Annotated in this window: 14 protein-coding genes; 8 read left to right on the top strand and 6 right to left on the bottom strand. The window is 64.3% G+C overall.

Going from position 1 to position 14874, the window contains the following annotated elements; translation table 11 throughout:
- Positions 1-147 precede the first annotated feature (147 nt).
- From der to K3165_RS09155, 4 genes are all read left to right on the top strand, one after another.
- The gene (gene der, locus K3165_RS09170; RefSeq protein WP_221548589.1) at positions 148-1587 is read left to right on the top strand and encodes a ribosome biogenesis GTPase Der; all 1440 of its coding nucleotides are present in this window, start codon (positions 148-150) and stop codon (positions 1585-1587) included.
- Complete coding sequence (locus tag K3165_RS09165) at positions 1571-2068, top strand: DUF2721 domain-containing protein (protein WP_345720843.1); 498 nt, start codon at positions 1571-1573, stop codon at positions 2066-2068. The genes der and K3165_RS09165 overlap by 17 nt, the downstream gene beginning before the upstream one ends.
- Before the next feature lie 90 nt (positions 2069-2158).
- Complete coding sequence (locus K3165_RS09160; RefSeq protein ID WP_221548588.1) at positions 2159-3937, top strand: tetratricopeptide repeat protein; 1779 nt, start codon at positions 2159-2161, stop codon at positions 3935-3937.
- A gap of 131 nt (positions 3938-4068) precedes the next feature.
- Positions 4069-4281 (top strand): hypothetical protein, encoded by a 213-nt coding sequence (locus K3165_RS09155; protein WP_221548587.1) that lies wholly within the window; start codon positions 4069-4071, stop codon positions 4279-4281.
- Here the strand turns inward: K3165_RS09155 and bfr are convergent.
- The 4 genes from bfr to K3165_RS09135 form a co-directional block, all read right to left on the bottom strand.
- Complete coding sequence (gene bfr, locus K3165_RS09150) at positions 4278-4769, bottom strand: bacterioferritin (protein WP_221548586.1); 492 nt, start codon at positions 4767-4769, stop codon at positions 4278-4280. The genes K3165_RS09155 and bfr overlap by 4 nt on opposite strands.
- Positions 4770-4892: 123 nt before the next feature.
- On the bottom strand, positions 4893-5087 hold the full coding sequence (locus K3165_RS09145) for a (2Fe-2S)-binding protein (RefSeq protein WP_221548585.1): 195 nt from the start codon (positions 5085-5087) through the stop codon (positions 4893-4895).
- Positions 5088-5157: 70 nt separating this feature from the next.
- Positions 5158-6408: a DUF418 domain-containing protein gene (locus K3165_RS09140; protein ID WP_345720839.1), complete on the bottom strand. Its 1251-nt coding sequence runs from the start codon at positions 6406-6408 to the stop codon at positions 5158-5160.
- A 69-nt stretch (positions 6409-6477) separates the two neighbouring features.
- A complete protein-coding gene (locus K3165_RS09135) occupies positions 6478-7353 on the bottom strand; it encodes an SPOR domain-containing protein (RefSeq protein ID WP_345720837.1) in 876 nt (291 codons plus the stop codon).
- Between the two features lie 305 nt (positions 7354-7658).
- Between K3165_RS09135 and K3165_RS09130 the strand changes: the two genes are divergently transcribed.
- From K3165_RS09130 to K3165_RS09120, 3 genes are read left to right on the top strand one after another with little or no spacing between them, the layout of a single operon-like run.
- A complete protein-coding gene (locus tag K3165_RS09130) occupies positions 7659-8375 on the top strand; it encodes a ParA family protein (protein WP_221548583.1) in 717 nt (238 codons plus the stop codon).
- Positions 8376-8406: 31 nt separating this feature from the next.
- Positions 8407-9138, top strand: coding sequence for a hypothetical protein (locus K3165_RS09125; protein WP_221549039.1), 732 nt, complete (start codon positions 8407-8409; stop codon positions 9136-9138).
- 39 nt (positions 9139-9177) lie between these two features.
- A complete protein-coding gene (locus K3165_RS09120) occupies positions 9178-10512 on the top strand; it encodes a tetratricopeptide repeat protein (protein WP_221548582.1) in 1335 nt (444 codons plus the stop codon).
- 75 nt (positions 10513-10587) lie between these two features.
- On the opposite strand, the gene K3165_RS09115 is transcribed toward K3165_RS09120, so the two are convergent.
- Together K3165_RS09115 and K3165_RS09110 are read right to left on the bottom strand one after the other, a co-directional pair.
- A complete protein-coding gene (locus K3165_RS09115) occupies positions 10588-11817 on the bottom strand; it encodes a dihydroorotase (RefSeq protein WP_221548581.1) in 1230 nt (409 codons plus the stop codon).
- Positions 11814-12839 (bottom strand): aspartate carbamoyltransferase catalytic subunit, encoded by a 1026-nt coding sequence (locus K3165_RS09110; protein ID WP_221548580.1) that lies wholly within the window; start codon positions 12837-12839, stop codon positions 11814-11816. Before K3165_RS09110 ends, K3165_RS09115 begins: the two co-directional genes overlap by 4 nt.
- Positions 12840-12952: 113 nt before the next feature.
- Here K3165_RS09110 and sppA point away from each other — a divergent pair, with 113 nt between their 5' ends.
- Positions 12953-14833 (top strand): signal peptide peptidase SppA, encoded by a 1881-nt coding sequence (gene sppA / locus K3165_RS09105; protein ID WP_221548579.1) that lies wholly within the window; start codon positions 12953-12955, stop codon positions 14831-14833.
- Positions 14834-14874: the final 41 nt, after the last annotated feature.

The following is a 14874-nucleotide window of genomic DNA, read 5'->3' as shown; positions in this document are numbered from 1 at the left end:
ACCGCGCATTTCCGCCATCCGGGCACGAAATGCGCGCCGCGGGACCTTTTCGTTCAGGACCGTGTTCCAAGCGCTCCACCCTGTAGGAATGGCCTCGCAAACTTGCATAAGCAGCGATTTGCGCCCACCTGCCCGCAAGGCACCATCATGACAGCAACCGAAAAACCCACCGTCATCATCATCGGCCGGCCCAATGTCGGCAAGTCGACGCTGTTCAACCGGCTCGTCGGCAAGAAGCTCGCGCTGGTCGACGACCAGCCGGGCGTCACGCGTGACCGGCGCATGGGCGATGCGGAAATCGCGGGCCTGGAATTCACCGTCGTCGACACCGCCGGCTGGGAAGACGAAGACCCCGACAGCCTGCCGGGCCGCATGCGCAAGCAGACCGAAGTCAGCCTCGAAGGCGCCGATGCCGCGCTGTTCGTGGTCGACGCACGCGCAGGCCTCACCCCGCTGGACGAGGAAATCGGCCGCTGGCTGCGCGGGCAGGATGTGCCCGTTGTGCTCGTGTGCAACAAGGCGGAAGGCAAGGCTGCCGAACCGGGCATTCTCGAAAGCTACAGTCTCGGCCTTGGCGAACCGCTGGGTATCTCCGCCGAGCATGGCGAAGGGATCGCCGACCTCTTTACCGGCCTTTGGCCGATCATCGGCGCGAAGGCAGAGGCCGCAGAGGCCGCTGCGGAACTCGAAGCGGAACTGGACGAGGAAGACCTGTCCGGTCCGCTCAAGCTCGCCATCGTCGGGCGCCCCAATGCAGGCAAGTCCACGCTCATCAACCGCCTGCTCGGCGAAGACCGCCTGCTGACGGGCCCCGAAGCAGGGATCACGCGCGATTCGATTGCCGTCGATTACGAATGGCACGATCCCAAGACGAACGAGATGCGCGAGATCAGGCTGATCGACACGGCCGGTATGCGCAAGCGCGCCAAGGTCACCGAGAAGCTGGAGAAGCTCTCGGTAGCCGATGCCCGCCGTGCCATCGATTTCGCCGAAGTCGTCATCCTCCTGCTCGATGCCACCAAGGGTCTCGAACACCAGGACCTCAAGATCGCCGCCCATGCGCTCGAGGAAGGTCGCGCGCTGATGGTCGCGATCAACAAGTGGGACATCGCGGAGAACGCCTCCTCGCTGTTCAACGGCATTCGCGAAGCGCTCAACGAAGGCCTCAGCCAGGTGCGCGGCGTTCCGTTGTTCGCCGTATCGGCCAAGACCGGCAAGGGCCTCGACACCATGCTGTCGGCCGCCTTCGAAATCCGCGAGGCATGGAGCCGCCGCGTGCCGACTGCGGCATTGAACCGCTGGTTCGACGATGCGCTGGCCGCCAATCCCCCGCCCGCGCCCGGCGGCCGCCGGATCAAGCTTCGCTACATCACGCAGGCGAGCGTACGTCCGCCGCGCTTCGTGGTCTTCGGGACGCGTCTCGACGATCTGCCCAAGAGCTACGAACGCTATCTCGTCAACGGTATCCGCGCGAAGCTCGGCTTCGATGCCGTGCCGGTGCGCGTGGTGCTGAAGAGCCCCAAGAACCCCTACGATTCGAACCGCGGAGGTGGCGGCAAGTTCAGCGGCGGTGAAGGCCGTGACTGACGCGCTGCTGTTGATCCCGGGTATCGAGCTTCTCGAACGCACCAGTTCCTCGATCCGTGTGCAGAACGTGGTCCAGCTATCCATGGCCCCCGCCTTCCTGCTGGCAGGCATCGGTGCGGTCATGAACGTGATGACAAACCGGCTCATCTGGGTCGCCAACAAGATCGAGAAGATCCTGAAAGCCGGCAGGGACGACGAGACCAACGACCTGCTGGTCGAAATTCCGGCGCTGGAGAAGCGCCGCGTCCATGCCCAGCGCGCCGTGATGCTGAGTACGGCCTCGGCATTCACCATCAGCATCGTCATCATGCTGCTGTTCGTCAGCGCCTTCGTGAAGGCCCCGCTGGGGACCTTCGTCGCGCTCACATGGCTCATCACCATGGGCCTGCTGATGGCCGGCCTTGCCTCTTTCCTGCTCGAGACGCGGGTGGCAGCACGGCGCAATCGCGAACGGATGGAAGAGCGCACCTACGGCCCGTAGATTTGGCCGACTCGACCGGGCGGTGCTAATCCCGGGGCACAACAGAAAAGAACAGCATCCACTTTCATGGGTCGCGGACGGAGACCGACCATGAAAACCCCCATCACACTGGGCATTGCCCTCGCCGCCCCGCTCGCGCTGTCCGGCCCGATGAGTTCGCCCACGTCTGCTGCGCTGAGCGAAGCGCAACTCGCCGCGCTCGACCCCACCCTGCCCGGCCGCAACGCTTGCCGGGGCTTCTTCACGGGAGCCGCCGCGCTCGACAGGCGGCTGGAACTGGCGCGGTCCTTCGGTGCCAGCCAGCTTGCGACAGGGGCCACCATTGGCCTGATCGGAAATACCGGTCGCTACGACATTCCGGCCACCGAGCTTACCGGCGAAGCGCGCAGCTATTTCGACCAGGGCATCGCGCTCACATACGGGTTCAATCACAAGGCGGCGATCCGCTCTTTCCGCGAGGCGGCCCGGCTCGCGCCCGACTGCGCCATGTGCTGGTGGGGCGTGGCGCTGGCCAATGGCCCGAACATCAACGCCGGCATGGACGATGCCGCAAACCGCGATGCGCTGGCGGCACTCGAACGCGCGACCGAACTCGCGGCGAATGCAAGCGAGACCGAGCGGGCGATCATTGCGGCGCAAACGCAGCGCTATTCTTTCGATGCGGACCGAGCCGCGCTCGACGCGCAATACGCGGACGCGATGGCGGCGCTAGCCGATGCCAATGCCGACAATGACGACCTCCAGATCCTCGCGGCCGAAGCGGCGATGAACACCACCCCTTGGAACTACTGGACGGAAGGCAAGAAAGCGCAGCCGCGGATCGGCAAGGCGGTCGAGCGTATCGAGACCGTGCTCGCGCGCAATCCGCAGCATCCGCAGGCCTCGCACCTGCTCATCCACCTGCTCGAAAACGGGCCCGATCCCAAACAGGCAGAGGCCGCGGCGGACGAGCTCAACCGCAGCGGCCCGCGCGCGCTCGGCCATCTCGTCCACATGCCTGCGCATATCTACTACCGGATCGGTCGCTACGGGGATTCGATCGAGGCGAATATCGCCGCCGCGCGCGCAGACCAGGCCTATCTCGCGAGCGCACCGGAAGATGCGCTCTATCGCTACGGCTACTATCCGCACAACGTCCATTTCCTGCTGACCAGCGCGCAAATGGTGGGCAACATGCGGGCAGTCGCGAGCGAGACAGCGCGGCTCGAGGGCATCCTCGATGCCGATATTGCGCGCCAGCTGGCGTGGGTTCAGGCGATCCATGCCGCGCCGCATTTCGCCCTTGCCCAGACCGGGTCTCCGCAAGCGATCCTTGCGCTGACGAATGAGAAGTCCGACCTCGCCTATGTCGACGCGATGCGGCTCTATGCCCGGGCGGTCGGCCATGCGCTGGCGGGTGACGAGACTTCCGCCGAGGAAGTGATCGGCCAGATCGACGCGATGATCGAAGCTCCCGACGTGCAGGCGATGACTGGGCAGGGCTTCCCCGCTCCCGATATCGTCAAACTCGCGGGACTTGCCGCGCGCGGGCGGCTGGCGCTGGCGAGCGGCGATCCGGCAGCCGCGGTGCGCTATTTCGAACTGGCCGAGAGTATCGAGGCGACCATCCCCTATTCCGAGCCGCCCTTCTGGTACTATCCGGTCGCCCAGTCGCGCGGGGCTGCGCTCTACAAGATGGGCCGTCACGAAGAGGCTGTCGCGGCCTTCCGCAAGGCTTTGTTCCAGGCCCCGAATAACGGCTGGGCGCTTTACGGACTGTCCAAGGCACAGGCTGCGGCAGGCAACCGGATGGAGGCACGTGCGGCCAAGGCCAAGCTCGACGAGATCTGGCAGGGCGAGACCGAATGGCTCTCGATGGACCGGCTCTAGATCACTCGGTTGACCCTGCTTTTCCGCCAGACCGGGGGCAGGCAGTTCCTGTGGTGAGACCGTAGGTGGGCGGTTGCGCGCTGTTCATTCCCGCTGCGCATCAATCCGCCACAGCAAGAGAGGAGAACGCCATGACGCGGATCCACGTGTCGATAGAAGAGCGGTGCTCGAGCGGTGGCGACCCCATGATCGTCGACGCGCTGGACGTGCCCACTGCCCTCGCCATTGCCGACATCAACATGCAGGATGGCAGCGCCGAGCTGTGGGAGGGCGAGCGCAGGCTTGGCCGACTGACCAAGCACGGCGGCGACCATGCAAGCTTTTGGGAGCTGGGGCCGAACTAGCCTTCTTCGCCCTCGCCGGCAGCCTTGGAATTGAGCTGCACGTAATTCTGGAGGCCCATCCGCTCGATCATGTCGAACTGCGTTTCGAGGAAATCGACGTGCTCTTCCTCGCTCTCGAGGATGCGCTCGAAGATTTCGCGGGTGGTGTAGTCGCGGACTTCCTCGCAATGTGAAATCGCATCCTTGAGCAGCGGGATCGCTTCCATCTCGACCGCGAGATCGGCCTTGAGGATTTCCTCGACCGTCTCGCCGACCTTGAGCTTGTGGATTGCCTGGAAGTTGGGGAGGCCGCCGAGGAAGAGGATGCGCTCGGCCAGGACATCGGCGTGCTTCATCTCGTCGATCGATTCGTGCCGCTCGTATTCGGCGAGCTTGGTCACGCCCCAGTCGGCCAGCACGCGATAATGGAGCCAGTACTGGTTGATCGCGGTCAGCTCGTTGGTGAGTGCCTTGTTCAGGAATTCGATGACCTTGGGATCGCCTTTCATGGCTCACTTCTCCGCTAGAAAATCTCAGGCGAAGCTATGCGCGCTCGATGCGGCGGAAACAAGGCCGGATAGCGAGGAAATGGCGGAATTCCGCCAGTTGCGAGCGATTTTCAGTAGCGGAAACTAGGCGGCGACAGTGGTCGGTTCGAAGGCCATTTCGCGCTCTTCGAAGATGATCGCGTCGGCTTCGTCGAGGCAGGTCCCGCAAGCAGGGCGCTTGCCGAGGGCAGCGTAGCACGCCTCTGCATCGCCCGGACAACGGCGCGCCACGTTGCGCAGATCGCTTTCCCGAATGGCATTGCAAATGCAGGTGTACATGCGCCGTGAAATCCTTTGCGATTGATTCGCAAAAGCAGATATAATGCGACTTATTCGCAATAGCAAGCAATCAGCGACGCAGTTGGAAGACCTTGCCGTAGGTCAGGCAGCGCCACAGCCATTCGAGCGGTCCATACCGGAAATGCTCCAGCCACAGGCGCGACCACAGGAGCATTACGACCCAGGACAGAATCACCACGAGGTAGAGCAGTGTCCGCGGCAACTCGCCGAATAGGTCCAGACCCCAGTTGCCGAAGATGAACAGCATCATGATCGAAGCACCGAGGTAGTTGGTGAAAGCCGCCCTCCCCGCCGCCTTGATGCTCTGCCCAAGCCATCCGCTCGCCCGGGGCGCATAGCTGACCAGCAGCCCGAGCATGCCGAGCATCATGACGAGGCGCGGGACAGGTGCCCACCCGGTCGATGCGGCGAGCCCCTCGTAATAGCCTATGCCGCCTTCCAGTGTGTCGAGAGCGATCCACAGCAGCGCCGCGCCTCCGACCACAAAGCTTGCCCACGAGGCGGCTAGCAGCCTTCGGCCATTCAACCTGCCTTCGAACAGACCGAAGCGATAGAGCGCCATGCCGATCGCCATCAGCGGTAGCGCCTCCATTGCCCCGTCGAGCAGGCTGGCGAATGGCTCTGTGGCGTGCACCTCGAAAGTATGCGCCACGAAATCGAAATAGGTGCCGTCTTGCCGGATAGCGGTTTCGACCTGCGCATCATCGAGACCGTATTCTGCTGCCTCCATGAAGGCGCGCCCCATACCCTCAAGCGAGTTGTCGCTATCTATTGCGCGCAGCGTGATGAAATTGACGAGTGCGAAGAATAGTGCACCGGTCAGATAGCCGATCAGGCCGAAAGCCAGCTGCAGCCGTGCCGACAGGCCAGAAAGCGCGATCACGCCGAAACCGCACACCGCATAGAGGAACAGGATGTCTCCCGCCCAGATGAAGTAGTAATGGATGAGGCCGAAGCAGCCGAGCCAGAACAGCCGCCGCGCCTGCAAGCCCAATGTGCGTCCGCTTTCCCAGCTCTTTTCGAGGAAAAGATATAGTCCCGCTCCGAACAACAGGCTGAAAAGCCCGCGCATCTTGCCATCGATCAGGACGAATTGCCCGACCCAAAGCTGCATATCCAGATCGGTCGGCGTCAGCGTGAAGGCGCCGGGGAAGAAGGCGGCCTCGAACGGCTGACCCATGGCGATGATGTTCGCGACGAGAATGCCCATCACCGCTATTCCGCGCACGAAGTCGAGGCTTTCGATCCTATCGCCGCTCTCGGCGATCGGCTGGATCATGTCGGGTGTCGTGTCGCTCACGAGAGGCTGCTGTCCTGCATCATCCCGCTCACCCATAGCGGCATCGGCGAATCAGGAAAGGCGGCCGGATCACCGGGTCACAAGACAATCATGCCCGCGGCGCTTCAGCGCGGCGCAGGCGGCATTCGCCTGCGAACGGCTGGCGTAGCCGCCAGCCTGCAAGATCGTGAGCCGCCCTGCCGGCTTCTCGATTCGCTCACGTCCCTCGATCTCGGGAAGCGCGGCGACACTGTCCCACATGCGTCCGACGTTGCCCGGTACGCCGAAGGCACCAAGCTGCACCTTCCAAGGACCCGCGGCTCTATCGGCGGATGCAGTGCGAACTTGCGTTTCAGCCTGACGTTGCGCTGCCGGAGCGGGAGATGGGGCAGGAGCGGGTGCAGCGGTTCGCACTTGGCGGGTCGGTTCTGCCTTTGCGCCAGGCGCCATGGCCATGAGGCTGATGTCCCGCTTCGGGGTCAGCCCGCTCTCGCCGATCTGTTCGGCCAGCAACAACGCCTCGCGCTTCTGCTCGGCCGAGAGATAGGGATCCATGCGCCCGAGCGCGCGGGTGGCTTGCGGAAGGCCACCGACATCGGCCAGCGATGCAAGGGCATAGGCCAGCGGCCAGTCCTTCTCCGCCACATCGCCATTGAAATGGGCGAGCGAGAGAAAATATCGCGCTGCCGTGTTCCCGCGCCTCGCGGCCGTACGCAGATAGGGAAGCGCCTCTGCCTCGGCGCCGCGCTGGAACAGCAGGATGCCATAAAGATCGGCTGCATCCTCGTGACCCGATGCGGCTGCTGCAGCATAAAGTTCCTCGGCGCGGGTCAGATCCTGCGACACGCCGCGGCCATAACGATAGGCCTGCGCGAGGTTGAACTGGGCATTTGCATCGCCTTGCGCGGCAGGCGCCTGCCATTCGCGGACCGCGGCAGAGTAATCACCCGCATTCCAGGCGATCACGCCGGACCGCGTGTCTGCAAGCGCAGGCCCCGCGCAAACCACCGCGATTGCCGCAGAGCCCAATGCCACCAAATATTTACCCGCCGCCGTCATAAGTCTGCCCCGATCCAAGTGGGAGCGGGACCCGTCCCGCCTTGCTCCACGGAATAGCAGGCCGTGCGTTAACATCTCGCAGCCACCCGGGCGATGCGGAATGTTTAACAGGATTAACCTTAAATTAGGGGTAGTCTGCGATCCCCTCAATTCGAGACCGCCGCACACCAGCGGCATAATGATTGTTACAGGCGCTATAGGGGGACCTAGCCTTGCGTGTACTGGCTTTGGCATCGCAGAAGGGCGGATCGGGTAAAACCACGCTCTCCGGACATCTGGCCGTTCAGGCCCAGCGAGCGGGCGCTGGCCCGGTCGTCCTGATCGACATCGACCCGCAGGGGTCGCTCGCCGACTGGTGGAACGAACGTGAGGCGGAACTGCCCGCCTTCGCCCAGACCACCGTCGCACGGCTTGCAGCCGACCTGGCGATTCTCCGCCAGCAGGGTTTCAAGCTCGCGGTCATCGATACGCCGCCGGCGATCACCATGGCTATCCAGTCGGTGATCTCGGTCGCCGAACTGATCGTGGTTCCGACTCGCCCCAGCCCGCACGATCTTCGTGCCGTTGGCGCAACGGTCGACCTGTGCGAACGCGCCGGCAAGCCGCTGATCTTCGTGGTCAACGCAGCAACGCCCAAGGCCAAGATCACTTCGGAAGCAGCAGTCGCGCTCTCGCAGCACGGCACGGTTGCCCCGATTACCCTTCACCATCGCACCGATTTCGCAGCCTCGATGATCGACGGCCGCACCGTGATGGAAGTCGACCCGGAAAGCCGTTCGTCGGCAGAGGTCACTGCTCTCTGGAAGTATATTTCGGATCGGCTTGAAAAGCAGTTCCGCCGCACCGTCTTCTCTGCGCCGAATCAGCAGGCGCAGCAGCCCGGTGCATATCGCCCCGCCGGCGGCTTCGGTCGTCGGGTGGCCCAGTAAGAGCAACTAAGGAAAGGCGGAGGCCAGCCGGATGTCAGACGCCAATTTCGCATCTCTTTCTTCGACCCTGCTTGCACGCAAGGGCGGCGCGAAGCCTGCCATGCGTCCGCAGTCCGCGGCCCTCGGCCCGGTCGACGGCGTAGCGGCAGCTGCCAATCTCGAGGACCTGGGGTGGAACGACATGGGTGAAGATGCCCCGTCGCCTGCCTACCCCGAAGCCGGAAGCGATGCGGGCGAAGCGCGCCGCATCATGCCCAAGGCACCCTCGCTGTCCGAATCGAGCCTGATCCAGGCTGGTCCGGTCGAGCAGGTCGAAGAGAACGATTTCGCACAGGACAATGACGAGCAGCCTTCCGAGGGTGCGGACATCGTCCCGATCAACGCACGTCAGGGCGACGAATCGCCGACTGCGAACCAGGTCCGCGAATCGATCGACAAGATCACCAGCCAGCTTGCCAGCCGGGAAGAAGGCAACATCGCCGAACCGGAACAGAAGACCGAAGTCCGCTTCGAAGCTTCGGCAATGGCTGCACCCAAGAAGAACAAGACCAAGCCCGCCACGCGTACCAGCGCGGCGAGCAAGGGTAAGCGCGCGGCCTTCACGCTGCGCCTCGACCCGGAACGTCACCTGATGCTGCGTCTTGCCTGCACCGTTCGCGGAAGCAGCGCCCAGCAGCTCGTGACCGACGCTCTTGACGGCCTTTTGGCCGAAATGCCGGAAATCGCCAGCCTTGCTGCCCAGGTGCAGCAGCGCTCACATTGAACTTGAAGGACGTGGGATCGCCTTTTGAGGGGTAAAGTAATGACCAACAGGAACACCTTGATCCGGCTTGCCGTCACCACGGCACTTGCATCGACCGCTCTCGCCGGTTGCACCGGCAAGGTCGCGCCCACTGCCGCGCATTCTGCCGCCAAGGCCGAAACCGCGCTGAAGAAGGGCAAGAGCGACAAGGCCGTCGACCACGCGGAAGCCGCTGTCCTTGCCAGCCCGCGCGATGCTTACACCCGCACCCTTCTCGGCAATGCCTATCTGGAAGCAGGTCGCTTTGCTTCGGCAGCACAGGCATTCTCGGACGCGATCGAGCTCGGCGACACCTCGCCGCGCACGGTCATCAGCCTCTCGCTCGCACAGACCGGCATGGGCGACCGCCCGGCCGCGATCTACACGCTCGAGCGCCATGAAGCCGCGATCGATCCGGCCGACTACGGCCTTGCCATCGCACTCGCCGGCCAGCCGCAGCGCGGCGTGCATGTCCTGTCCAACGCACTTCGCGGCGGCCAGAACACGCCCAAGGTTCGCCAGAACCTCGCCTATGCCTATGCGATGAGCGGCCAGTGGCGCGAAGCGCGCATCATGGTTGCCGAAGACGTTCCGGCCGACAAGGTCGGCGATCGCATGGCCGAATGGGGCGCAATTGCCCGCCCCGAACAGTATCGCACCCGCATCGCGAGCCTGCTGGACGTCGAGATCCAGAACGATCCGGGCCTGCCGACGATGCTGGCGCTGAACAACAATCCGAGCGTCGACATGCTCGCTTCGGAGAACGTCGAACAGGCGGACAGCGATTTCGCATTCGCAGCCGAACTTCCCGCAGCCGCACCGGCTGAGGAAATCGAAAGCTTCGACGTCGATACCGAGGCGACTTTCGCCGACGCAGCGCCTGCAGTTCCGGTCGCAGACGAGCCGCGTTTCGTTCCGGCCCAGCCGGCAGCGGACAAGCCGGTCGTGGTTGCGTCGCTTGATAGTGAAGATGAGGTTTCCAAGCCGATTGCGAAACCTGCTGCAGCCTCGAAACCGGCACCTGCCGCAAAGCCCGCACCGCGCCTCGCGGCTGCCAAGGGTGATTACAACATCCAGCTCGGTTCCTACTTCACCATGGAAGACGCGCTGGCAGGCTGGGACAAGTTCCAGGCCATGTATCCCGAGCTGGCCGATGCAGAGCGCACGATCAGCCGCGCACGCGTCAATGGCCGCCTCTACTTCCGCGTAGCCGCCACCGGCTATGCGAAGGACACGGCGCGCTCCATGTGCTCCAGCGTCAAGGGCAAGGGCGGCGGCTGCATCGCCTACGCCCAGGACAACCCGCTGCCGGGCGCACTGCTCGATAACGGTGCCGTAAGGGTCGCAGCGCGCTAAGCGCGAACCAGAAATACCACCGAGCCTTGCCCCTTCCGGTTCCGACCGGGAGGGGCTTTTCTTTTGGGCGGAGCGTCAGAGCGCGACTTCGACGCCGCCCTTCCACAGCTTGAGCACGCTCCCCTGTGTGGGTTGGCCATCGAAGGGCGTATTGCCTGCGCTCGCTTCCATCTTCGCGCTCTGGATGACCCAGGGCTTGTCGGCATCGATCAGCGCGATGTCTGCCTCGAGGCCTGCCTTCAACTCGCCCGCCTCGACGCCGAGAAGGCGCGCAGGATTGCGGCTGACGAGGTCGAAGGCACGCGGCAGGTCGATGACCTCGTCGCGCACGAGCGAGAGCGTCATGGCAAGCAGCGTCTCCGCGCCGGCCATGCCCGGTTCGGCATCGGCGAACGGCAGTCGCTTGTCTTCGGGCCCGCGCGGATCGTGTCCGCTGGAGATTACGTCGATGGTGCCATCGGCAATCGCTTCGCGAACGGCTTGCCGGTCGTCCTCGCTGCGTAGCGGGGGCGAGAGGCGCGCAAAGGTACGGAATTCAGCCGTCGCAAGGTCGGACAGCATGAAATGCGCGGGCGTAACGCCTGCCGTGATCTCCTGGCCCGCGGCCTTGGCCTTACGGATCAGTTCAAGGCCGGCACGCGTCGTGACCTGCCGGAAATGGAGGCGCGCTCCCGCCATCTCGGCAAGCGCGAGGTCGCGCGCGATGGCGATGGCCTCTGCCTGCGCCGGTGCACTCGGCAGGCCCCTGCGCGTGGCATATTCGCCTGCCGTGGCGACGGCTTCGCCCACGAGAGCCGCATCCTCGGCATGGGTTACGACCGGCATGTCGAGCATGGCGGCATATTGGAGCAGCCGCAGCATGACGCCGCTATCGGCGATCCACTGGCGTCCGGTTGCGACGCCCCTCGCCCCGGCATCGCGCATCAGGGCGATCTCGGCGATTTCGCGTCCTTCAAGACCACGCGTCGCGGCGGCCAGCGGGTGAACCCAGAAATCGGGCTTCCCGCTCTTTGAAATATATGAAATCCGGCTCGGCAGGTCGAGCATCGGCGACTGGTCGGGCATCAAGGCTGCGCGGGTAATGCCGCCGAAATGGAAGGCCGGCTTGTCGATAGCGAAAACGCCCAGATCGACGAGGCCGGGCGCGACCAGCTTGCCGCGTACGTCGAGGTTATCCCCCTCGTCCGCCACCGCACCCTCGACCGCAGCGATCTTGCCATCTTCAAGGCGCAGCGAGCCTTCATGAACGCCATCCGGCGTGACGATGCGGGCGTTGGTAATCGTGATGGGAGTATGCTGCTTCATGCGACGTCTCCCCATCCCTCGACCCCGCGAGCGCGGCGCGTGAGCACGTCGAGGCAGGCCATGCGGATCGCCACACCCATCTCGACCTGCCGGGTGATGATCGAACGGTCGATCATGTCGGCAACCTCGCTGTCGATCTCCACCCCACGGTTCATCGGCCCCGGGTGCATGACCAGCGTATCGGATTTCGCCTTTTCGAGGCGCGCTTTCGTGAGGCCATAGAGGTGGTGATACTCCCGCGCCGAGGGAATGAACTGGCCGCTCATCCGCTCGGTCTGGAGGCGCAGCATCATCGCGACATCCGCCCCGTCGAGTGCGGCGTCGAAGTCATGGAACACCTCGGCGCCCATCCCCTCGATCCCGCTCGGCATAAGTGCGGGCGGTGCGCAGAGACGCACTGTCGCACCAAGCGCCTGCAGGCAGAGCAGGTTCGAACGCGCAACGCGGCTGTGCAGGATGTCGCCGCAGATCACGATGACGAGGCCGGTGAAATCGTCCGCCGTCTCGCCCCGATCGCGCAGGGCATGGCGCAGCGCCAGCGCATCAAGCAATGCCTGTGTAGGATGTTCGTGCTGGCCATCGCCGGCATTAAGGACGGGACAGTCGACCTTGTCCGCGATCAGGCCTGTCGCCCCGCTCGATCCGTGGCGGATCACGATGGCGTCTGCGCGCATGGCATTGAGCGTGATCGCCGTATCGATCAGCGTCTCGCCCTTCTTCACGCTGGACTGTGCAGCGTGCATATTGACCACGTCGGCACCGAGCCGCTTGCCCGCGATCTCGAAGCTCAGCAGCGTGCGCGTGGAGTTTTCGAAAAAGGCATTGATGATCGTCAGGCCGGCCAGCGCGTCGCTGTGCTTGGTGCGCTGCCGGTTGAGGGCGACCCATTGCTCCGCCTCGTCGAGCAGGAACAGGATTTCGTGTCGCTCCAGCTGGCCGATGCCCAGCAGGTCGCGATGCGGGAAGGCCAGCGCACCCGCAGGATAGCGGGCCGCGTGAGGCGATGTGTCCGAACTTGTCATTAAAGCCACGCCCTTAGTCGAGTGGTTTAGCACCCTCAAGCATATTCCTGTGGCACATCGCCCTCCCCTTCCCTACCTCAATAGGCAAGTACGCATTCAAAGGACGAGAATTCATGGGTTTTGCAGGCAAGGTCTGGCGCTTGCTGGTCGGCATCAAGGACGGCCTCGTGCTGCTCTTCATGCTGCTGTTCTTCTGGGCCCTGTTCGCGGTCCTGACCGCACGGCCCAGCCCCGCGCAGGTGCGCGAAGGCGCTCTCCTGCTCGAGCTCGACGGCGTCGTGGTCGAAGAACGTACTCCGATCGACCCGATCGCGGCTCTCCTTTCCCAGTCGGCGCCGGTCGGCGAATACCAGGCGCGCGATCTCGTGCGAGCAATCGACAAGGCGGCGGAAGATGACCGGATCACCGCGGTCGTGCTCGACCTCGACGGTTTCCTTGGTGCAGGCCAGGTGCACCTGCAGGATATCGGCGAAGCGCTCGATCGGGTGCGTGCGGCGCAAAAGCCGGTGCTCACTTACGCGACCGCCTATGCCGATGATGGCGTGTTCCTCGCCGCGCACGCCAGCGAAGTCTGGCTCAACCCGCTCGGCGGCGCGGTCGTGGCCGGCCCCGGTGGTAATCGCCTCTATTACGCGGGCCTGCTCGAGAAGCTGAAGATCAACGCCCGCGTCTACAAGGTCGGCACCTACAAGAGCGCGGTCGAACCCTATACCGAAACCGGCATGTCCGATCCCGCGCGCGAGAACGCGAACGCGCTCTACGGTGCGCTGTGGGAAGAATGGCAAGCCAATGTGAAGGCCGCCCGTCCCGCGGTCGATCTCGACCTAGTGATCAAGACGCCCGCCGAATGGGTCGAGGCCGCCAACGGCGACCTTGCTGCGGCCTCACTGAGCGCAGGACTGGTCGACAAGCTCGGCAGCCGGGTGGAATTCGGCCAGCGTGTCGCGGAACTTGTCGGCGAAGACGACTGGAGCGACCTGCCCGGCGCCTATCCCTCGACCCCGCTCGATGCGTGGCTCGAGGCCAATCCTTGGGACAGGAATGGCAAGGCGATCGGCGTCGTCACCATCGCGGGCGAGATCGTCGATGGCGAGGCAGGCCCCGGCACGGCAGGCGGTACGCGTATTGCCGACCTTCTCGACGAGGCACTGGACCGTGACTTTGCAGGGCTGGTGGTCCGCGTCGATTCCCCGGGCGGGTCGGTGCTTGCTTCGGAAGAAATTCGCGACGCGATCCTGCGCCACAAGGCGCGCGACATCCCCGTGGCGGTTTCGATGGCCAATGTCGCCGCGAGCGGCGGCTATTGGGTGTCCACTCCTGCGGACAGGATTTTTGCAGAGCCCGATACGATCACAGGCTCCATCGGTATCTTTGCCGTGCTCCCCACTTTCGAAGATGCAGCGGCCAGCATCGGTGTGAACGCCGACGGCGTGCGGACCGGCCCCCTGTCGGGCCAGCCCGACCTGATCGGTGGCTTCACGCCCGAGGTGGACCGGATCCTGCAAGCCTCGATCGAGGACGGCTATACCGACTTCATCACCCGCGTTGCCGAAGCGCGCGGCATGACGAACGACCAGGTGGATACCGTCGGCCAGGGTCGCGTGTGGGATGGCGGAACCGCGCGCCAGCTTCGCCTTGTCGACGAGTATGGCGGCATGGACGAAGCGCTCGCCTGGGTTGCCGGTCAGGCGGACCTTGGAACCGGTGAGTGGCATGCAGCCTATCTCGGCGATCAGGCCAGCACCGCCGACACGATCCTGCGCCAATTGCTCATGGGCGAGGAAGAATCGGGCAGCCGCGATGTCTTTGCCATGCTGGCCGAAGGCGAGAGCGCTCGTGCGGGAATGATCGTGAACGATGCGCAGCGACTGCTGACGACGCGCGGCGCGCAGGCCTATTGTCTCGCCTGCCCGGCCCCGGCTTCGGCAAGGGCACAGGGGGCACGCACGGTCGATGGCTTCTTCGCGCGACTGGCGGCCTTTTTCGCCGACTGAGGTGCTTGCAACCTTGCGATTCGCAGCGTAAAGGCCCGCCC

Origin of the sequence: Qipengyuania xiamenensis (genome assembly GCF_019711495.1) — a bacterium.
Lineage (GTDB): Bacteria > Pseudomonadota > Alphaproteobacteria > Sphingomonadales > Sphingomonadaceae > Qipengyuania > Qipengyuania xiamenensis.
Note: the sequence above shows the minus strand (reverse complement) of the source record. Positions and strands in the feature narration are given on the sequence as shown.

Coding starts and splice junctions, on each gene's coding strand:
- bfr (WP_221548586.1), bottom strand. CDS start 4,769: ATGAAAGGCGATCCCAAGGTCATCGAATTCCTGAACAAGGCACTCACC.
- K3165_RS09120 (WP_221548582.1), top strand. CDS start 9,178: ATGACCAACAGGAACACCTTGATCCGGCTTGCCGTCACCACGGCACTT.
- K3165_RS09155 (WP_221548587.1), top strand. CDS start 4,069: ATGACGCGGATCCACGTGTCGATAGAAGAGCGGTGCTCGAGCGGTGGC.
- K3165_RS09125 (WP_221549039.1), top strand. CDS start 8,407: ATGTCAGACGCCAATTTCGCATCTCTTTCTTCGACCCTGCTTGCACGC.
- der (WP_221548589.1), top strand. CDS start 148: ATGACAGCAACCGAAAAACCCACCGTCATCATCATCGGCCGGCCCAAT.
- K3165_RS09115 (WP_221548581.1), bottom strand. CDS start 11,817: ATGAAGCAGCATACTCCCATCACGATTACCAACGCCCGCATCGTCACG.
- sppA (WP_221548579.1), top strand. CDS start 12,953: ATGGGTTTTGCAGGCAAGGTCTGGCGCTTGCTGGTCGGCATCAAGGAC.
- K3165_RS09145 (WP_221548585.1), bottom strand. CDS start 5,087: ATGTACACCTGCATTTGCAATGCCATTCGGGAAAGCGATCTGCGCAAC.
- K3165_RS09160 (WP_221548588.1), top strand. CDS start 2,159: ATGAAAACCCCCATCACACTGGGCATTGCCCTCGCCGCCCCGCTCGCG.
- K3165_RS09110 (WP_221548580.1), bottom strand. CDS start 12,839: ATGACAAGTTCGGACACATCGCCTCACGCGGCCCGCTATCCTGCGGGT.